At 61.0% G+C, this 20,240-nt stretch carries 18 protein-coding genes and 1 tRNA gene; 7 read left to right on the top strand and 12 right to left on the bottom strand.

Translation table 11 applies throughout. From position 1 onward, the window contains the following. Positions 1-4: 4 nt before the first annotated feature. The 9 genes from QR290_RS14375 to QR290_RS14335 all read right to left on the bottom strand — a co-directional run bounded on the left by QR290_RS14375 (position 5) and on the right by QR290_RS14335 (position 10,243). On the bottom strand, positions 5-1,702 hold the full coding sequence (locus QR290_RS14375; RefSeq protein ID WP_039772353.1) for a putative porin: 1,698 nt from the start codon (positions 1,700-1,702) through the stop codon (positions 5-7). A gap of 39 nt (positions 1,703-1,741) precedes the next feature. Then, entirely contained in the window at positions 1,742-2,446 is a 705-nt protein-coding gene (locus QR290_RS14370; protein ID WP_289202863.1) for an energy transducer TonB family protein, read from the bottom strand. Positions 2,447-2,449: 3 nt separating this feature from the next. Continuing rightward, entirely contained in the window at positions 2,450-2,875 is a 426-nt protein-coding gene (locus tag QR290_RS14365) for an ExbD/TolR family protein (protein WP_007955109.1), read from the bottom strand. A gap of 11 nt (positions 2,876-2,886) precedes the next feature. Beyond that, complete coding sequence (locus QR290_RS14360) at positions 2,887-4,686, bottom strand: DUF2341 domain-containing protein (RefSeq protein ID WP_289202862.1); 1,800 nt, start codon at positions 4,684-4,686, stop codon at positions 2,887-2,889. 15 nt (positions 4,687-4,701) lie between these two features. Beyond that, a complete protein-coding gene (locus QR290_RS14355) occupies positions 4,702-6,297 on the bottom strand; it encodes a ShlB/FhaC/HecB family hemolysin secretion/activation protein (RefSeq protein WP_115077771.1) in 1,596 nt (531 codons plus the stop codon). A gap of 71 nt (positions 6,298-6,368) precedes the next feature. After that, the gene (locus tag QR290_RS14350; RefSeq protein ID WP_115077770.1) at positions 6,369-6,980 is read right to left on the bottom strand and encodes a transposase; all 612 of its coding nucleotides are present in this window, start codon (positions 6,978-6,980) and stop codon (positions 6,369-6,371) included. Positions 6,981-7,201: 221 nt separating this feature from the next. Next, positions 7,202-8,410, bottom strand: a complete 1,209-nt coding sequence (locus QR290_RS14345) for a DSD1 family PLP-dependent enzyme (protein WP_289205298.1) — start codon at positions 8,408-8,410, stop codon at positions 7,202-7,204. 74 nt (positions 8,411-8,484) lie between these two features. Continuing rightward, entirely contained in the window at positions 8,485-9,813 is a 1,329-nt protein-coding gene (locus QR290_RS14340) for a D-arabinono-1,4-lactone oxidase (protein WP_289205297.1), read from the bottom strand. Positions 9,814-9,889: 76 nt separating this feature from the next. Continuing rightward, complete coding sequence (locus QR290_RS14335) at positions 9,890-10,243, bottom strand: c-type cytochrome (RefSeq protein ID WP_289202861.1); 354 nt, start codon at positions 10,241-10,243, stop codon at positions 9,890-9,892. Positions 10,244-10,537: 294 nt separating this feature from the next. Here QR290_RS14335 and QR290_RS14330 point away from each other — a divergent pair, with 294 nt between their 5' ends. Beyond that, positions 10,538-12,163, top strand: a complete 1,626-nt coding sequence (locus tag QR290_RS14330; protein ID WP_289202860.1) for an NADP-dependent glyceraldehyde-3-phosphate dehydrogenase — start codon at positions 10,538-10,540, stop codon at positions 12,161-12,163. A 46-nt stretch (positions 12,164-12,209) separates the two neighbouring features. Beyond that, positions 12,210-13,250, top strand: coding sequence for an FUSC family protein (locus QR290_RS14325; protein WP_289205296.1), 1,041 nt, complete (start codon positions 12,210-12,212; stop codon positions 13,248-13,250). 3 nt (positions 13,251-13,253) lie between these two features. Here the strand turns inward: QR290_RS14325 and QR290_RS14320 are convergent, their stop codons facing one another. Beyond that, positions 13,254-14,147, bottom strand: a complete 894-nt coding sequence (locus QR290_RS14320; RefSeq protein WP_289202859.1) for a DMT family transporter — start codon at positions 14,145-14,147, stop codon at positions 13,254-13,256. Positions 14,148-14,284: 137 nt separating this feature from the next. Here QR290_RS14320 and QR290_RS14315 point away from each other — a divergent pair, with 137 nt between their 5' ends. Then, positions 14,285-14,722, top strand: coding sequence for an Lrp/AsnC family transcriptional regulator (locus tag QR290_RS14315; protein WP_007955121.1), 438 nt, complete (start codon positions 14,285-14,287; stop codon positions 14,720-14,722). Positions 14,723-14,762: 40 nt separating this feature from the next. Continuing rightward, positions 14,763-15,089, top strand: a complete 327-nt coding sequence (locus tag QR290_RS14310) for a YceK/YidQ family lipoprotein (protein WP_115077763.1) — start codon at positions 14,763-14,765, stop codon at positions 15,087-15,089. Between the two features lie 72 nt (positions 15,090-15,161). On the opposite strand, the gene QR290_RS14305 is transcribed toward QR290_RS14310, so the two are convergent. Then, positions 15,162-15,833 (bottom strand): Bax inhibitor-1/YccA family protein, encoded by a 672-nt coding sequence (locus tag QR290_RS14305; RefSeq protein ID WP_007955123.1) that lies wholly within the window; start codon positions 15,831-15,833, stop codon positions 15,162-15,164. A 123-nt stretch (positions 15,834-15,956) separates the two neighbouring features. Here QR290_RS14305 and QR290_RS14300 point away from each other — a divergent pair. Continuing rightward, positions 15,957-16,044: transfer RNA gene (locus QR290_RS14300), tRNA-Ser, on the top strand. A 302-nt stretch (positions 16,045-16,346) separates the two neighbouring features. Here QR290_RS14300 and QR290_RS14295 read toward each other — a convergent pair. Then, on the bottom strand, positions 16,347-16,787 hold the full coding sequence (locus tag QR290_RS14295) for a hypothetical protein (protein ID WP_289202858.1): 441 nt from the start codon (positions 16,785-16,787) through the stop codon (positions 16,347-16,349). Between the two features lie 434 nt (positions 16,788-17,221). On the opposite strand from QR290_RS14295, the gene QR290_RS14290 reads away from it, so the two are divergent. Both QR290_RS14290 and QR290_RS14285 read left to right on the top strand, forming a co-directional pair. Continuing rightward, positions 17,222-17,641: an organic hydroperoxide resistance protein gene (locus QR290_RS14290; RefSeq protein WP_289202857.1), complete on the top strand. Its 420-nt coding sequence runs from the start codon at positions 17,222-17,224 to the stop codon at positions 17,639-17,641. A gap of 184 nt (positions 17,642-17,825) precedes the next feature. Beyond that, entirely contained in the window at positions 17,826-20,000 is a 2,175-nt protein-coding gene (locus tag QR290_RS14285) for a TonB-dependent siderophore receptor (protein WP_289202856.1), read from the top strand. Positions 20,001-20,240 lie beyond the last annotated feature (240 nt).

Here is a 20,240-nt window from a genome sequence, read left to right as displayed (position 1 = left end):
CGCTTTAGAAGCGCGTGTTGATCTCAAGCTGCATGACGTCGATGTCGAACGGCGCGCCATACACCGCCTCCGAACTCAGCCAGCGGCCGGTGGCGTAGACGTTCTTCGCCAGACCGTAATTGCCGCCCAGGAAGTAGCCCTTGGCGTTGGTGCCGCCGAGGTGGAACGACGAATCGTTGAAGCCGTCCGGCAAGGCATCCGGCTGGATGTACTTGTAGCCGGCGAACAGGTTCCAGTCGCCCTGCTTCTTCAGCTCCAGCGCGTTGCCGAGGGTGAACTGGACCATCCAAGCGTTGGCGCCGCTTTCGATGTTGCCGTTGCTGTCGAGGTTGTTGACCAGTTGCCCCGCCGAACGCTTGCGCATGTCGCCTTCGTCGTAGCCGAGGTTGTGGATGTAGTTGCCCTGGCTGCGCAGCTTGAAGTCTTCCGGCAGGTCGGCGTCCCACACCACGTTCAGGTCGAGCAGGTTGAATTCGGACGCCAGGCCGACGAATTGCGGCTGCGGCGTGGTGCTCGGATTGAGCGGGTTCGGCGTGATGTCACGCAGCAGGAACACACTGTTGCCCTTCTGCATGAATGCCGCGCGGGTGCCGTCGCTGTCGCAGCCCGGTGCGCCGGCCCACGGTTCGCAGGGGCTGGAACGCTGGCCTTCGATGTCGTCGAAGCGGTAATAGGCCAGCGCGCCTTTCAAGCGGTTGTTGCTGTTGATCGCCCATTTGGCGCCGATCTGCGCGCCGTACAGCCATTTGTTGTCGCTTTCTTCCTTGTCGAAGCCGTTGCTGGTGGTGGTGTCGTTGGTGTAGTCCACCGGGAACGCGCCGACGGTGCCGAACACGCCCCAATCGCGGCTGAGCTTGTGGTCGAAAATCGCCGCCACGCCGTCGAAGTTCAGGTCGTTGGAATACAGCATGTCGGTGGACATGAACGGGTTGGCGAAGCGGCCACCGGTCAGGGTCAGTTCATCCGACGGCTTCCAGGTCAGGTAACCCTGATCGAGCCAGATGTCCTTTTTCGAGAAGCCGCCGCCGAGGTTCTGGGTGGTCGACACCGGGTTGTTGTCCGAGCCGGTGCCGATGCGGATGCCGGCGGTCCATTGCGGCGAAATCTCCGCTTTCATGCCCAGCCGGGCGCGCAGGCGGAACAGGTTTTCGCGGTCTTCGCGGGTGTTGAGCAACGGCGGCAACGCGGTGCTGCTGTTGGGGTTTACGTCGTACGGGCCGTTGTTGTTGAGCTTGGCGAAGTCGACGATTTCGTTGCTGTTGCTGCCCGAGTAGTAGCGCGATTCGTCACGCAGACGGATGTCGCCATCGAAGCTGATGCGCGACGCCCAGTCCGGGAAGGTATTGGGCGCGGCCCAGTTTTCCTGCTTGGCGGTGGCCATGACTTCAGCCTTGACCTGATCGCGGATCTGGTCGCGCACCGCAGCCGGCACGTATTGCACCCGCACATCGCCCGGTGCGGCGACCGGCCCGGCCGCCACGGCGGTGGACGCCGCAGCCTGTTTGGCCTGGGCCGCTTCGTTCTGGGCCTGGGCGATCAGTGCGTCGGCCTTGTCCTGTTTCAGAATGCCCTGCTCGACCAGCAAGCGGATCAGATTGATCGTGGCGTTCTCCGAGGGCGCAGGCGCTGCCGCGGCCTGACCGACCAGGGTCGCGATGACCATGCCGACCGCCAGGGACAATCGATTCACGTTGGAAATCATCTGCACACAACTCCTTTTCATACAGCTTTATGAATTCGGTTAACCCGGACGCCGCCCTTGCAGGGACATGCGCACAGGCAAGGTGATGGAGGCCGGTGGCCGCTCGCTTAAAGCAGGCGCATTGCGCAGCGCGGCGAGCACTTGCGTATCGATTTCGGGGTTGCCGCTGGACTTGATCAGCTCGACCCGGGTGATCTCGCCGACGCTGCTCAGCCACACATCGGCCTGCAACGAAAACGCGAGGTTGCGCAGGTCGGGGTTCTCGCGCAGCAGCTTCTGAAAAGTGAACGCGAGGAACTGGCTGTAGGTGCCGTTGCCCAGTCGCCCACCGCCGGAACCGGCCATGCCGCCGCCCTTGCCCGCGCCGATGTTGAAGGCGTCGCTGCCGCTCTGGGCGTCTCCGTCCATTTGCATCGGGTTGGCCAGGTCGTCCGCCGGTGATGGCGGTGCTTCTTCCTCGGGCTTGACCTCTTGCGGCTCGGGCGTTGGCTCGGGCTCGACGACTTTTTCTTCCACCGGGGTTTCCGGCTCCGGTGGTTTTTCCGGCGGCGGAGGTGGCGGTGGCGGCAACGGAATGATCGTCGGCACCTTCGGCGCTTCCCGGCGGATGCCGCTCATGTCGTTGGCCCACTGCCACAACAGGAATGCCGCGACGGCGCCCAGCAGCAGCCCGGCGCCCCACTTCACGTAACGCAGTGGCGACTTCTTCACCGGCAAAGGCTCGATTGGCAGTTGTGCAGTCATCACTCAGCCCTGCGTCGGTTTGCCGGTAACGAGACCGACCTGGGACAGTTCGAGCCGGCGCAGCAGATCCAGCACTTCGATGACCTTCTGGTATTGCACCGTGGCATCACCGCGCACGATCACCGGGAAGTCCGGGTTCTGCGCCTTCTCGATGCGCAGGCGTTCTTCCAGCTCCGGCAGGGTCACCGGGTAGGCATCAAGGAACACCTGGCCGCCGTCGTTGACCGAAATCGCCTTGGTCTTGGCCTCGGACAGCGACACGGCGGCGCTGGCCTTGGGCAAATTGATCTGGATCCCGGAGACCTGCGCGGTGGCGGTGAGGATGAACATCACCAGCACCACCATCAGCACGTCCACCAGTGGCGTGATGTTGATGCTGTCCACCGCTGCATCTTCGTCATCGTCGTGGGAGGCATTTACGGACGCCATGTCAGTGCTCCTCAGGCCGGTACGGAGTGGTTGGCGTGATGACCGCGCTGATGCGCCGCTTCACTGGACTGGCCTTCACCGTGCATTTCCGCCAGACGGGTGATGAACTCGTCGACGAAAACGCGCATGTCGGCGCTAACTTCCTTGTTGCGGGTGATCAGGCGGTTGTAGCCAAACAGCGCCGGGATCGCGACGAACAGGCCCATGGCCGTGGCCAGCAACGCGGCCGCCATACCCGGCGCGATGGCGTTGATGTTGACGTCACCGGCCATGGCCGTGCCGAGGAACACCACCATGATCCCCAGCACGGTGCCGAGCAGGCCGATGTACGGGCCGCCGGCGATGGCGTTGGACAGGGTCGATAGTTTCGAGCTGAGTTGCTGGTTTTCACGGGTGCGCACGCCGTCCATGGAGCAGCGGATGGCTTCGATGGTCGCGGCGGAGACGGACGAGGTGTCGGCCCCTTGCTCGCGGCGGGTGCGGATCTCTTTCACCGCCACTTGGTACAGACGCCACAGCGGCGAGTGCTGCAAACGCTGGGCGAGTTGGGTGTCGTCGGCGAACATTTCCAGGCGAGTGCCGACCTTGGCGAACTGCTCACGGAAGTCTTCGTTGGCGGCAGTCACGCGGCTGAGGGTGCGGTTCTTGCGCAGCATGATGATCCACGACTGGAACATCATCAGCACCAGCACCGCGATGATCACCCAGGCGTCCACCGGCACCGCGTTGAGCAGGAAGCCGAGGCTGCCGAAACCGAAGCCGGACTGTTCTTCATCGACGCCATAGGCGACCAGTTTTGACTCGGCACCCTGGGAAGTGGCGTCGGCCAAAAGCAGCGGCGCCGGGCGGGCGACTTTCGACAGACGCAGTTCGTCGATGGCACCTACGAATGGCTGGAAAGGACCTTCGTGCAGATCGGCACCGATGGCCATCACCGAGTTGAACGCCGGCATCGCCTGAGCCAGTGCCGCGCCTTCGCGACCGTTGATGTACAGCGTCACTTTCGCGCCTTCGGCGGTCAGGGCGACGTGCTGCCATTGACCCGGATTCAGCGGTTGCGTGGCGACGGCGCGCTGGCCGTCGATTTCCACAAATGGCACGCCCTGATTCACACCGACCAGCAGGCTGTTGGCGCCTTCGCGGCGGGCCAGGATCAGTTGCTCGCCGTTGGCCTGATCCAGTCGCAGCCATGCACTGAAGGTGAAAGCGCTGCCGGCGTTGTGCTGCAGCGACGGACTGGCCGGCAGCAGCAACGGCTGACCGCTGAACTGCAAGGCCCGCCCTACTACGCCGTCAATCGCGGCGCCGGTCGCGCTCTGTGCGGTGTTGCCGTAGGCGGTGGTGTCTTTCGCCGGGGTGCCGGTGGCGCCGTCGAAGTGGTAGAGCGCGGTGTAATTCGGATCGAAGGTCAGTTGGCCGTTGCCGGTGGCCGGGGCTTTCTGGTTGCCGTAGTACATCCAGATGTCCTGGCGCTGACCGCCCTCGACATTCGGCACGTCGACCCAGATCAGCGCCATGCCCATCAGCGCGTCGAAGCTTTCGATCTGGTGATTGAGCACGGTCTTGTCATCGGCGGCGACGAAGCGCAGGTCCGAGCCGTCTTCTTTCACGCCATCAAACGTGAAGTTGCCGGTGTGCAGGCGTACCAGCAGCGCGGTGCGACCCAGGGCCTGATTGATCGCGGCGCCTTGCGGCGTGGTGTCGACGGCGATCTGTTTACGGTAATGCCAGTCGTCCTGCCACCAGGCCTGAGCCGTGGCCGGGAGCACGAAGCCCAGGCAGATCAACAACGAAAGGAATAGGCGCTGCATGGAAAGTGCTCCTTGTTAGAAAGTGGCCTGAAGGTTGAAGTGCAGGCGCGATTCCTGTTTCGAGGTGTTCGGCCCTTCGAGTAGCGGGTAGCCCCAGTCGAGGCTGCCGGACAGCCATTTGCTCAGGCTCGCGCGGGTGCCGAGGCCGACACTGGCCAAGGCGTAATTGGCGTCCTGGTCCGGCAGTTCGTCGCGCAGGTAGAGTTGCGCGCCTTCGGCGAAGGCGTAGAAGCGCCAGTCCTGCATCCAGCCGCCGACGTATTTGGCAAGCGACGGTGTGCGCAGCTCTTCGCTCAGCAGGAAGCCGTCATCGGCGGTGCGTTCGGCTGCCAGATAACCACGCACCGAAGTCGCGCCGCCGGCGGAAAATTGTTCGTTGGAAACCAGTGGCCCCGACGCCAGCTGGAACGCGGCTTTGCTCGCGCTCTGCCAGTCGCTGTCGAAGGTCCAGGTGAAATTGGTATCGCCCTTGAGCACGGCGAAACTCGGGTTGGCGCGGTAGCGTTTGTAGTCGAAGTCTTCGTCGGAGCTGCCGTAACCGAAAATGCTGCGAGTGGCCGCGACCAGGCTCAGGCCGAGGCCGAGCTGACTCTTTTCGCTGTAGCGATAGCCGTTGTAGGCGAAGGTGAACGGCGCGTATTTGAGCGGCACCTTGTCGCTTTCGCCGGACAGGGTCAGGCGTTCGTCGAAGTCCTTGAAGTCGACGCCGGCCGACAGCGAGTTCGACCAGTTGCCGCTGGACGGGATGGTGTAGATCGCCGACACGCCATAGGAATGGCCCTTGCCGAGCACATTGCTGCCGCCGATGGTGGCGACGTTGCTGTCGGACTGGTAACCGGAGAACTGCACGCTCCAGCGCTCGGTCAGCGGCGCGGTGTAGGAGCCGGACCAGACCTTGGCGTTGTCGGTTTCCTGGGGTGCGGTGAAGAACGTCAGGTTGACGCTGTGTCCCAATTGCCAAAGGTTGTTGTAGCCGAGGCTAGTGACGGTGCGCAGTTTTTCGGTGTCGGCGCTGTAGTCGTTGTTCAGGCCGACGCTGGCGGTCCACGGGTTCTGGTCTTCAACCTGCAAGTCCACGTCCATGGTGCCGGGGCGCTGACCTTCGCGCACCAGCGGCATCACCTGCCGGCCCGGGGTCTTGTTGAGTTGCGCCAGTTCGCCCTGGACTTTGGCGAAGTCCGGCACCTCGCCTTCCTTCAGCGCCGGGACGTTGTCGCGAATGTCCAGCGGCGAATAATGTTTGGCGCCGACCACACGGACCCGGCCGACCTTGGTTTCGCTGACTTGCAGATAGACGATGCCGTCGGCCACGGCTTGTTCTGGCAGTTCGACGAACACCGATTGGTAGCCGCGTTCCTGATAGGCCTTCTGCAAGGCATCCCGCGCGCCTTCGATGTCGCTCAAGGCTTTTTGCGGGCCGAGGAACGGGTACACCGCTTCTTCGATCGCCCGCGCATCGAGCACGGTGTTGCCGCGCACGAAGTATTCGTTGACGTCCACCAGACGCTGCGCCGCTGCGTTCCCGGCTTCATCGGCGAACGCCGGCTGCGCGCCGGCCGTCACCAGCAGCCAGCCCCACAGCGCCAGCCGTGACGTGAAAATCTGATCCACACTACCCCCTGAAATTCGCGATGACCTGTTGGCGCTCATGCGCCTTGCGTGTGCGTCAATGACTGGCGTTGTTAATTGCTGACGTGCGGGGCCCCGGTGTGTTTGCCCAGCCAGGTGTGCAGCAGCGCGAAGTTCAAGGAGAACTCGGGCATTTGCAGCAGCGCGCCACAGAACACTTCACCGATGATTTTCTGGATGAGCTGCACCGCGCGCGGCTCGTTGAGCAGCGTGGCGATGTCGCGACTGAGGACGTTGAAGCTCCAGACTTTCTGGTTCAGGCCCAGGCCGACGAACCAGCGGAACAGCAGGTTGTAATTGAGCTGTTCATAAAGCTGCTGCTCGCTGGGCACCGAATACAGCAGTTGCAGGAGCAGGATGTGCATGACCGTCTGCGGGGCGATCAGCATGCCGGGTTGGGCATTGAGGTCGTGCAGGAGGTCGCGGTGGGCGTCGAGCAGGTCATCGATCTGCGGGCGCAGCAGCACCAGCGAATGACCCGGCGGAATGTAGCTGGAAACCTCTTTCAAGGCGCCCTGCCAGTCATCCTGCGACACGATCCAGACCCACGGCGCGCCGTAGCGATACACCGAAACCGGCTTCTTGCGCGCGGCTTCGACGATCTTCGACAGGCGTTGATCGAGTTCCTGCATGCCCACTTTCGAGTAGCGTTCCATAGTCCCCATTGCCTCACTCCCGGCGTCCCGCCTCGGCTTGTGAAAAGCGCCCAAAGGGCCCCTCAAGCGCGTTACATAGGCATGACCGGACTGGCGATGTGCTACCGAACTTTTGTCATAAAAGCTTCATTACAGAAATTGAACGGGGAATTGCAGACACCACAAAACCTTGTGGGAGCGGGCTTGCTCGCTCCCACAGGGTTATGGGGTGTTTTCAGGAAAACATTCCGTCAGGTGTAGACGGGCCAGGTGTCGACAATCTTGCCGCCACGCACTGCCAGCAAATCGCCGAATTGCAATAACACAGCCTCGGTCTGGGTCGGCCGCAGGAAGACCTGATCCTCAACGGTCAGGCCAACGGCATTCGAACCATTGACCATCTCCTGATTCGAACTGCGCCCGTAAACGCCATTGCTCTGCAATCCGGGCGGTGATTCGAACTCGGCCATCCAGTTGCCACCGTAGATGAAGAACGTCTGGCGCTGGTTGGCGTCCCACCACGAAAACAGTTTCGACTTGTCATCCAGCGCCGGAATGTTCACCGCACCCGTGCTTTTCAACACCGGCGTGGCGATGTACGCGGCCGGTTCATGTTCAACCAGCGACGGCAAGTCGTAATGCGTCGGCTTGAGCATCGCCGTCCCCACCGATACTTCGCTACTCAGGGTTTCATTTTCATGCATGCGATAACTCGGGCTGCCGGCCGTATTCAGGCACAAGCCGTCATGCCACAGCGCCGGATATTGCTGCCGGGTGAAGTCGACGCAGCGCTGATAAATCACCATCACCTTGGCGAACAGTTCCTCGGGCGAACCGAGAATCCCGGGCACGCCCATGCCCACGAACGGGTCATAGCCCATGAACCCGGCGAACTCCAGATGCTGGGGGTTGGCGGCGATCAGCGCGAGCATCTTCCCGAGCACGTTCACGTCACTGACGCCGCCTCGGTGCAGGCCGACGTCCAGCTCGATGTTGATCCGCATCCGCGTGCCCAAGCCCTGGGCCAGCGCGAGGTATTGCTGCAGGCGTTCGGGGTTGTCGATCAGCCATTGCAGTTGTTTCGTCGGGTCGAACGGACCTTTGTGGGTCTGGTAGAAAATCTCGGCGGAACGCACCGGCAACGGCTTGCCGAGCAGAATGTCGGACTGCGGGAACGTTACCGCATCGTGATTGAGAAACGGCTGATGAAACGACATCAGTCGCTGGGTTTCCGCCCGTTGGCCGATGTATCTGAGCAAGCCCGGTGACGGCAAGGATTTCTCCACCAGCCGCAATTGCTTGCCCGCGCGTTTGACCGAGCGCATCACCACGTCGATGTTGTGGTCGAGGCGATCCAGGTCGATCAGCAACACCGGGCGCATCGGGCCTTTGCTCTTGAGTTCGTTGTTCAGCGCCCGGAAGTATTCGCTGTAAGGCCCGCCGCGATCCCCCGGCCGCAGCCACGCGCCGCCCCCCACCAGCAAAGCGCCCACACCTAACGTACCTAGCACGAAATTACGTCGATTGACCGCCATCAGCTCACCCCCAGAATCGACGAGAGATGCCCGTTGAGAAACTTGCCGCTCGGGTCCAGCGCCTGGCGTACCTGAATGAATTCCTGCCAGCGCGGGTACAGCGTCTGCAACGTGCGGGCATTGAGCGTGTGCAATTTTCCCCAGTGCGGGCGACCGTTGTACTTCCAGAAGATCGGCTCGACGGCGGCGAAGAAGTTGTGGTGGTCCATCTGGTAATGCTGGTGGACCGAGATCGAGCAGCTGTCGCGGCCTTCGAACATGCTCAAGGGAATATCGTCAGCCTTGACGTAGCGGTACTCGATGGGAAACCAGGTACGCAGGTCCTTGTCACGGATCAGCTTGAGAATCTCGCGCAGGCACGCCGGGCCGTGCTCGGCGGGCACCGAATATTCCATCTCGTTGAAACGTACGGTGCGCACGTTGGCGTAGATGTCGAAGGAGTCGCCGACCCGGTCCTCGAAACTCGCCAGATGCCGCAGGCTGTTGAGCAGCGAACTGCGCAGGTCCGGGAAATCGCTGCCGTACTTGTCGATCTTCTCGATCAGGGTCACGAACTCGTTGCCACCCTCCTCTTCGGGCGGAATCGGCGGCGTCGGCGGGTCGGTGGTTTCGTTGAGGGCGATCGACAAGGCGTAGTCGGAATGGGTGACGACGAGCATTTCCCAATGCTGGTTTTCGCTCGTGTTCTTGTCGATGTCTTCCAGCAGTTCTTCGGTCTTGGCGATCCACTGGCGCTCTCGCAGGCGATAGGCCGGGCGGTTTTGCAGGCGGATTTTGGTGGCCACGCCCAGTGCGCCGAGGGATACGCGGGCGGCGTTGAATACTTCGGGATGACGCTGGCTGTCGCAATCCAGCACTTCGCCGCTGGCGGTCACCAGTTGCATCCCGCAAACATGGGCCGAGTAAGACTGAAAGGTTTTGCCGGTGCCGTGGGTCGAGGTGGAAATAGCCCCGGCGAGGGTCTGGTAATCGATGTCGGCCATGTTTTGCAGGGCCTGGCCGACGTCTTTGAGCGGCGTGCCCATGCGCGACATTGGTGTGCCGGCGGCGAATTCGGCTTGCAGGGTTTTCGGGTCGTGGTCGAGCAGACCGTTGAAGTAGCTCAGGGACAGCAACGTACCGTCGGTGGGCACCAGCGCGCTGAAGGAATGCGCCGAGCCGACCGGGCGAATCTTGCCCGGTGCCTGCTGGATCACTGTCGTCAGTTCATCCAGATTCTTCGGTGCCACCCGCGCTGCCGGCAGGCAACTCTGCCCGCCTGACCAGTTACGCCAGGGAATCAGCCGCGGTGCGCGCATCAACTGGCCCAGCACCGGATTGGAAGCCAGCGCGCTGAACGCCCCGGCGATGCTTGCCCGTTGCAACAGCTGACGTCGAGTCAGATTCATCGTCATGCGCGCACCCTTATTGTGGCAGCGGCTGGTCGGCCATGAAGCCGATCAACTGAAGGAATTGTTCTTCCGAGCACTCGACGCACTGGCCCATCGGCGGCATGCCGTTGTAGCCGTTGATGGCGTGGTCGAGCAGCGTGTCGGCGCCCTGCTGGATGCGCGGCTCCCAGGCCTTGCGGTCACCGGTCAGCGGGGCATTGGCGGCGGGGTTGGCGTGGCAGAGCTGACAGCTGTTGGCGTAGATCTGCGCCAGCGCCGGGTCTTTGGGAATGGTGTTGTTGGTGCTGGCCGGGGGTTTGGGGTCTTCGCCGCAGCCGGCCAGTGCAGCGACCAGCATCAGCGGCAACATGATTCGGGATGCCCGCATAACGATCCTCGCGTGGGGAGCCACTTATTGTTGTGATCACACCTTAAGGCAGCGACGGCGGCGGGTTGAGGGCATTGCGGGCCAGTGAAGGGGGCATCCGGGGACAGTCAGGATTCGGCTCGAGACCTGGCGCAAACACAAAACTCTGCGGAAGCTGATATGGCTACCCCTCTGCTCTGCGCCTTTGCGTGACATTCCCGTGACATTTGCGGGTTTAAATTTCAGTGAATTCAGGCGTATAACCTGTAAAGCCTTTTCCAATCGGCCCGCCGACATCTTCTACGGGGTAGCGACATGACCACAGCAAACATCCTTGGCAACCTGTTCCCTTCTGTCAGCGACATCCCGGAAAAATACCGCCTCGACGGTCAGGTCGAGCAACGCGAATATCTGGTCGATGGTGAGTTGCGCCGCTGGGACGGCCCGCTCGCCACCGTGCGCAGCCCGGTCTATCTGCACGGCGACAACGGCGACGAACAAGTGATCCTCGGCAGCACGCCGCTGCTGGACGCCGATACCGCCCTCACCGCCCTCGACGCCGCCGTCCGCGCCTACGACCGGGGCCAGGGCCTTTGGCCGACCATGCGTGTGGCCGAGCGTATCCAGCATGTCGAGGCCTTCCTCGGACGCATGCGCCAGCAGCGTGACGCCGTGGTGAAGCTGCTGATGTGGGAAATCGGCAAGAACCTCAAGGACTCGGAAAAAGAGTTCGACCGCACCTGCGACTACATCGTCGACACCATCAATGCGCTGAAAGAACTCGACCGCCGCTCCAGCCGTTTCGAGCTGGAACAGGACACCCTCGGCCAGATCCGCCGCGTCCCGCTCGGCGTGGCGCTGTGCATGGGCCCTTACAACTATCCGCTGAACGAAACCTTCACCACGCTGATTCCGGCACTGATCATGGGCAACACCGTGGTGTTCAAGCCGTCCAAGCTCGGCGTACTGCTGATCCGTCCGCTGCTTGAAGCCTTCCGCGACAGCTTCCCCACCGGCGTGATCAACGTGATCTACGGCAGCGGCCGCGAGACCGTCAGCGCGCTGATGGCCAGCGGCAAGATCGACATCTTCGCCTTCATCGGCACCAACAAGGCCGCCAGCGACCTGAAGAAACTGCACCCGAAACCACACCGCTTGCGCGCCGCGCTGGGTCTGGATGCGAAGAACCCCGGCATCGTCCTGCCGGAAGTCGATCTGGATAACGCGGTGAGTGAAGCGGTCACCGGCTCCCTGTCGTTCAACGGCCAGCGCTGCACCGCGTTGAAGATCCTGTTCGTGCATGAAGATGTGGTGGACAGCTTCATCGAGAAATTCAACGCCAGACTGGCCAGCCTCAAACCGGGCATGCCGTGGGACAGCGGGGTTTCTCTGACGCCGCTGCCGGAGTCGGGCAAGGTCGATTATCTGCACGGTCTGGTCGCCGATGCGCAAAGCAAGGGCGCCCAGGTGGTCAACCCGAATGGCGGCGAGGCACGGGCCTCGTTCTTTTATCCGGCGGTGCTGTACCCGGTGACGCCGCAGATGCGCGTGTATCAGGAAGAGCAGTTCGGCCCGGTGGTGCCGATCGTGCCGTACCGTCACCTCGATACCGTGATCGACTACGTACTGGAATCGGACTTCGGCCAGCAACTGAGCATCTTCGGCACCAACCCGGTGGCGGTTGGCCGCTTGGTCGACACCTTCGCCAACCAGGTCGGGCGGATCAACCTCAACGCCCAGTGCCAGCGCGGCCCGGACACCTACCCGTTCAACGGTCGCAAGAACTCCGCCGAGGGCACGCTGTCGGTACACGATGCGCTGCGGGTGTTTTCGATCCGTACGCTGGTGGCAACCAAGTTCCAGGAACCCAACAAGGATCTGATCAGCGAAATCATTCGCGGACGCGATTCGAACTTTATCGCCACCGACTACATCTTCTGAGGAGGAATCACCGCTGAGCACTTTCAGCCCCCACCGCTGGCCGCCGCTGTTGCGGCGGATCCTGCGGCCGTTGCTCGACCCGTATCGACGTTATCGCCATGCACGAACGATCCACGCGGTGCGGGTCGCACTGGGGTTGCTGGCGACGATCCTGCTGACTACCGGCATCAATCTGCCCCACGGTGAATGGGCGTCGGTGACCATGCTGGTGGTGATCGGCGGCTTGCAGCATCACGGCAACATCGGCAAGAAAGCCGCCGAACGCGCCACCGGCACCTTGATCGGTGCCGGTGTCGGTTTGTTGATAGTGGCGCAACAGGCATGGCTGGGCATGCCGTGGCTGACCTATTTTGCGATGGCGGTGGTGTGCGGATTCTTCTCGTATCACGCCATCGGCAAGGGCGGCTACACCGCCCTGCTCTCGGCCATCACCGTGTTTATCGTCGCCGGGCATGGCGACAACCCGATCACCGACGGGCTGTGGCGCGGGGTCGATATCCTGATCGGTATCGCCCTGGCCCTGGCCTTTTCCTTCGCCCTGCCGCTGTACGCGGTGTATTCGTGGCGCTACAACCTGGCCGACGCGCTGCGCGATTGCGCCACGGTGTACGGGCGGATCATCGGTGGCCAACCGGTGACGGCCGACGAACACTTGAAGTTGATGAGCCGTCTGAACGCGGTGATGGTGCAGTTGCGCTCGCTGATGCCGTCGGTGTCCAAGGAAGTCAAAGTGTCGATGACCGAACTGGACGCCATCCAGCGCAACCTGCGCATGTGCATCAGCACCCTGGAAATCCTTGGCAACATCCGCCCGGACGCCAGCGACCCCGACGCCATGGCGCATCTGCAAGCCGCGCTCAAGGCCGAGCACCGGCATATTCGTGTGCAATTGATCGGCATGGCCCGGGCGTTGAAAACCGGGGCGTCCGGTCGATTGGGGCGTCCGGTGGAGTTGCCGGACGCCAGCCTCGACACCCCGGTCTACAGCCCGCTGGACGGCTACCGTCTGTTGACCCGACAACTGGCGGCCAACATCGGCGAAATGCGCCAGCGTCTGGCGAAGACTGCGCCGCGCTGGAACATCTGAGGTTTACTGCGCGGCCAGGCGCCGCGCCTTCAGGCCCCAACCCTGTTGCATGCCGGCTGCGGCGAGCAGAATTGCTGCCACGCCGATCCATTGCAGGGTTTGCAGTTGATGTCCGAAGGCAAACCAGTCGACGAAAATCGCCGCGATCGGGTAGATGAACGACAGAGCGCCGGTCAATGCGGTCGGCAGTTTCTGGATCGCGCCGTAGAGCAACACGTACATCAGACCGGTGTGAACAATGCCCAGCGTCACCAGACTGGCCCAGGCACTGGGTGCCTGCGGCAACGCTGAAAAATGCGCGAACGGCGCGAGCAGCAATACCCCGGTGCAGACCTGGATCAGCGCAATCAAGTGCGGCGGCGTGCCGGTCAGGCGCTTGATGATCAACGCTGCGATGGCGTACAGAAACGCTGCCCCCAGCGCCAGCGCGATCCCCATCAGGTAATCATTGCCGCCCTCGCCCAGCCCGCCGTGGGCACTGACGATCGCCAGCATCCCCATGAACGAAATCGCCAGCCAGAACAACTTCTGCAGGGTGATCTTCTCGCCGAGAAACAGCGCCGCCAGACCCACCAACATGAACGGCTGCACGTTGTACACCGCCGTGCCGATGGCAATCGAAGCCCGTGAATAGGAGGCGAACAGCAGCACCCAATTGCCGACGATTGCCACCCCGCTGAGCACCGCCAGCAGGAATGTGGTACGGGTCAGGATGCCCGGCCGCAGGAAGCCGAATACGGCGCAGATCAGCAGCAGGGTCCCGGCGCCGAATACGCAGCGCCAGAACACCACGTCCAGCACCGGTTGCCCGGACACCAGCACGAACCAGCCGATCGTCCCGGATATCAGCATGGCGGCGGTCATTTCGAATGAGCCGCGACGGATTGTTTTGTCCATCATCAATCTCCTTAATGTGTGGCAAAAGTATGCCAAGCGAGACCGCGGCTTCTCTAGCGCAAAAAGCAGGCTAAACTCGATTTCTGCCTTTTTTATCAAGGGTGGTTTGCGACATTCGCCTAATGCAGGAGCTTTGTATGACCGACGATATCGACCAGATCCTGATCGGGGCATTGATGGAGGATTCGCGGCGTTCGCTCAAGGCGCTGGCGCAGATCAGCGGATTGTCCTCGCCGAGCGTGGCCGAGCGCTTGCGCCGCCTGGAAGAGCGCGGCGTGCTCAAAGGCTACACCGTGGAGATCGACCCGAAATGCTTCGGCTACCAGTTGCAGGCCATCGTCCGCGTGCGGCCGTTGCCGGGGCAATTGCAGGAAGTCGAACGGCAGATTATGTCTATTCCCGAGTTCACCGAGTGCGACAAGGTGACCGGCGAGGACTGCTTCATTGCCCGTCTGCATGTACGTTCGATGGAACAGCTGGACACTCTGCTTGATCGGCTGAATACGCTGGCGGAAACCAATACTGCGATCGTCAAGAAGACCCCGGTGAAACGGCGATTGCCGCCGATGGCGTGATCGGCGTAGATTGAGGTTTTTCCGGCGAAGGATTGGCGGCATGAAAATTCAGGCAATGATGCTGGCGACATTGATGCTGGCTGGGTGCGGGACGGTGCAGACCGTAGCATTCAGTGACAAGCATTCCACCGACCAGTTGAAGGCTAATAAGTCCTACTGCGGCGCTGTACCGCGCATCTACAGTGGCGTGACGTACGACTTCTGCATGCTGCACGCCGAAAAGCCGGAAGACGTCGATGCGTTCAACTACAAGAACGCGACGCCGGGCCTGCTGGTCGATGCGGCCGTGTCGGGAGTGCTCGATACCTTGCTGTTGCCCTACACGATCTATAAGCAACAGGCCGATGGCAGCATCGTGATCAATTGATCGCCTGCACTCTTTTTCGCAGGCAACAAAAAACCCGCTTTCGCGGGTTTTTTGTTTATAGCGGTGCAGCGATCAGTCGTCGCGGCTCATGATGCCGAAGATCTGCAACAGGCTGACGAACAGGTTGTAGATCGATACATACAGGCTGATGGTCGCCATGATGTAGTTGCGCTCGCCGCCATGGATGATGGCGCTGGTCTGGAACAGGATGCAGACCGACGAGAACAGTACGAAACCTGCGCTGATCGCCAGTTGCAGACCGCTGATCTGGAAGAACATGCTTGCCAGCGTCGCGCCCAGCAGGACGAAGAAACCGGCGGTGATGAAACCACCGAGGAAGCTCATGTCCTTGCGGGTGATCAGCACGTAGGCCGACAGACCACCGAACACCAGTGCGGTCATCGCGAACGCGGAGCTGACGACTTCAGCGCCACCCTGCATGCCCAGGTAGCGGTTGAGGATTGGACCAAGCAGGAAACCCATGAAACCGGTCAGGGCAAACGCCGACACCAGGCCCCAGGCGGAATCACGAAGCTTGTTGGTGAGGAAGAACAGCCCGTAGAAACCGATCAGCACCACGAAAATATTCGGGTAGCCGACCCGCATCTGCTGAGCCACGAACGCCATCACACCGCTGAATGCGAGGGTGAGCGCCAGTAGACCGTAAGTGTTGCGCAGGACGCGGCTAACCTCTAGCTGCTCAGCCTGCACGCTGTTGTGAACTGCGTAATCCTGTTCGCGCATGGCGACACTCCTGTTGGTTTGAAACGTTCAGTCGCAAAGATCATAACAGACGCTCTGTAACAAGCCATGCACAGAGTTTGACAGTGTGTTTCATTCAGGTATTATGGCGCCCGCAACGCAAACGGAGGTGTGGCCGAGTGGTTTAAGGCAACGGTCTTGAAAACCGTCGACTGTAACAGGTCCATGAGTTCGAATCCCATCGCCTCCGCCATATTTGATACGACAAAGCCCTGATTATTCAGGGCTTTGTCGTTTCTGGAGTTCGGAAAAATCTGCATCCCCATAGAGCCACTTCAAGAAGCAGCATTGGTTGCGCTGGCTTTATAAAGGCCTAAAGGGTCTCATGCTGACAATCGTGGTGACGTTGTGGGTACTCGTCGTGTTGTTTGTCGTGACCTTCACCGTCTCGGTCGCGACCCAACCGTCATGGTGAACTGACCGGTCTCGGAAACCCCTGTCCGGCTGATAGCACCGGTCGCGGCGCTGAAAACCGCGACCGGATAATCAAGCACCTTACGCGAACGACGTCTCGTGCTCGCTTTCATGGACGTAAATCCACGATATTCCCGACGGCGAATCCGGGTCGAGGCGCATCAGCGCCGAGTCGACTTTCTTCTTGGTGATCCCGTTCTTGACCAGGTCGAAAACCGTCAGGAAGAAGTCACCGGGAAGCGGCGTGATCGAGAGATTGATGATGTGCGACTCGGGGCTTCCGGCACGTTTGCCGTGCAGGCCCCAAAGGCGTTCCCAGTAGTTCTCGCGGTCCATGATCTGACCGTCCGTGAGCACCACCCGGAAATCGTACGCCAACGCGTCGTACAAAGGTTTTATGGCGCCCTCCGATTGGGTAGCCACGCCGCGCGACCACGGGAAAAAGAGGTTGTACCATCGATACACCTCCGCTTCGACGAGCGCAGTTTTATCTGAGGTTTCGAGTCGTTGATCAATTGCCATCTGTGTTCTCCTTAACAAGAAAAAGGCGGGGAATTTCGTCAGGCATCGCACGAACGATGTACCGCGCCTTGTTCAAGATCCATCCTGAAAGCTACGTCACCAGGCTCACTGACCCGGACAAGAAACATAGCCTTTACCCTGTTGGATAGTATTGAGAACTGACCTAGGGTCAAAGGTAACCGAGCGATGGTTGTCCTCCTATCCGGGGCCAACGTTGAAGGTTGCGGGTGCCCGGTGTCGGGATCTGCGAAACGCCTCAATACACCGCCCGCAACTATTCCAGCAAAACCATTTTCCAGGCTACCGGGCCTGGGGCTACACAACGATACATAACTCCCCCTGGCACGACACATCCCGGGTACATGCCGATGCAAAAGTGTGGGCCATCGGAACCTGACTTTCCGACTCCCTCACTCACTCAGGCAGAGCAATTCATGATCAATCAAATCGACACCGTGCTGTACACCGGCAAGACCCGCACCACCGGCGGGCGCGATGGCACCTCGCGCAGTTCGGACGGCAATCTGGACATCAAACTGTCGCCACCCGGCTCCAACGGCAGCGGCACCAACCCGGAACAACTGCTGGCGGCAGGTTGGTCAGCCTGCTTCATCGGCGCCATGGGCAAAGCAGCTGCGTCGCTGAAGCTCAAACTGCCGGTTGATGTGGCGGTTGAAACCGAAATCGATCTGGGCAAGACCGGCGATGCGTTTTTCCTTCAGGCCCGTTTGAATGTCAGCCTGCCGGGGCTGGAGCCTTCGGTCGCCCAGGCGCTGATGGAAGCCGCGCACCAGACCTGCCCCTACTCCAAGGCGACTCACGGCAATATCGATGTCACCCTGCGCCTGATCTGAAACAGGTTTACGCCAGTTTCATCCTCAAACGCCCGAGGCACCGCCTCGGGCGTTTTGTTTTTTTCGCGAACGCGATTTCACATTTTTTTCACGAATCGCTTTGTCGCTGTAAAAAATCCTGACACAATTATTAGCAATGATTCTCAACTGCTCTTTGTTTGCTATTTAAAATCAGGAAACCTTCATGTCGCGCCCCACTTCGCAGCATCGTTTCAACCCGTCACGCAACCTTCTGTCCATGGCCATCTGCATGGCCGTCATGACTCCGGCGCTGGCCGATGAAACCCGCGAAACGCAAGAGTATTCCCCACCAGCTACTCTCGAACTCGGCGCGACCGCCATCACCTCCACCCAACTGGGCAGCACCACCGAAGGCTCCGATTCCTACACCACCGGCACCATGGCCACTGCCACCAAACTGCCGTTGACTCTGCGCGAAACACCGCAAGCCATCACCGTCATCACCCGCCAGCGCATGGACGATCAGGCGATGACCAGCATCAATGACGTGGTCAACGCCACGCCGGGTCTGTTCCTCGACTACTCCAACGGCCCCGGTCGACAGTCCTACAAAGCCCGTGGCTTCGACATCGATAACCTGATGTACGACGGCATTCCGAGCGGCTACAACGGCGTGAACGTCGGATCCCAGCCGAATCTGGCGATGTTTGACCGGGTCGAGGTCGTTCGGGGCGCGACCGGTCTGGTGACGGGTGCAGGCAACCCTTCGGCAGCGATCAATCTGGTCCGCAAACGGCCATTGGCCGAGCAGCGTGTCACCCTCACCGGCGCGGCCGGGACCTGGGACAACTATCGCGGCGAGCTCGATGCTTCCAGCCCGCTCAACGACAGCGGCACCTTGCGCGGTCGGGTGGTCACGTCCTATCGCGATTCCAACAGCTTCATCGATGACGTCGGCGAGCGGCACGATCTGTTCTACGCCGTCACCGAAGCCGACCTGAGCGATGACACCACGCTGACCGTCGGTTTCTCCAACCAGAAAGACAAAACCAATTACTTCTGGGGCTCGTCGATGATCGGCCTCGACGGTCATCACCTCGACCTGCCGCGCTCCTACAATCCCGGCACCTATTGGGAAAACAAGGATCAGGAGATCAACACCGTCTTCGCCGAGATCCGTCAGCAACTGGCCAACGACTGGAAGCTGCAGGTCAACGCCAACTACTCCGAACAGAACGCGCTGTTCTCCGGTTCGTATCAGTCGCGCTGGGTTAACAACACCCTCGCCCGCACGGTTTACCAGTCCAAGGCCGATGAAAACCAGGCCGGTCTCGACGCATTTTTCAGCGGCCCGTTCGAAGCCTTCGGACGCAGCCATGAACTGGTAGTCGGCGCCAGCAAACGCATCTACGACCTGACCACCCACAACTATTCGCCCTACGACACCAACTGGCCGATCAATGCCGGCAAACCGGACTTCGTCCACACCAACAACACGCGCGAAGTCACCACTCAGGACGGCGTCTACCTGACCACCCGCCTGAGCCTGGCCGACCCGTTGAAGCTGATCCTCGGCGGACGTCTGGACTGGTACGACTACGACAACCGCGATGGCGACGGCGACTACAAGGTCACCCGCAACGTCACCCGTTATGCCGGCCTGATCTACGAACTGGACGACCATCATTCGGTGTACGCCAGCTACAGCGACATCTTCACGCCGCAGAGCAACAAGGACACCTCCGGCAGCCCGGTCAAACCGATCGTGGGCAAGAACTACGAGGTCGGCATCAAGGGCGAATACCTGGGCGGCGCGCTGAATGCCAGCCTCGCCGTGTTCCGCGTCGATCAGGAAAACCGCGCAGTGCAGGTGTTCGTGCCGAACTGCCCGCAGTCGTCCTGCTATGAGGCCTCCGGCGAAATTCGCAGCCAGGGCATCGACTTCGAACTGCAAGGCGCGCTCACCGACAACTGGCAGGTCGGCGGCGGCTATACCTACGCCCGCACGCACACCATCAAGGACGAGGCGAACCCGCAGAACGTGAACAAGCAGTTCGACACCGACACGCCGGAACACCTGTTCAAACTCACCACCCGCTACAACTTCCAGGGCCCGCTGGAAAAACTGCGTGTGGGCGGCAACATCTCCTGGCAGAGCCGCATGTACAACGACATCGAACTGCTCGATGGCGGCAACTACCGCCTCAAACAAGGCGCGTACGCCGTCACCGATCTGATGGCTGGCTACCGGGTCAATGAGAACCTCGATCTGCAACTCAACGCCAACAACATCTTCGACCGCAAGTACTACTCCACCATCGCCAACTCCGTCAGCTACGGCGGCGACAGCTACGGCACCCCGCGCAACATGATGTTGACGGCCAAGTACACCTTCTAAGTTGTTCGGGCGCAGGGACGCGCCAACTCCGCAACACTCCTCCCGTCACCCCTCACATACCAAAGCGTTAATTTTGAAAACCCATGTCTGGTTTTCAGCGGTTCTCCTTTGCCCAAAGATTGCCTTCGGCCAGGGCTGCAGCCTTGCGCCGCCTGTGCGACTTCAATAACTCAATGGGTGTTCAAAATGACTGACGAGAAAAACGGAACCACACGTCGTGGCTTGATCACGACGGGGGCC

It is taken from the genome of Pseudomonas fluorescens, assembly GCF_030344995.1.
In the GTDB taxonomy this organism is placed as follows: domain Bacteria; phylum Pseudomonadota; class Gammaproteobacteria; order Pseudomonadales; family Pseudomonadaceae; genus Aquipseudomonas; species Aquipseudomonas fluorescens_BF.
This window is presented reverse-complemented; position numbering and strand designations above follow the sequence as displayed.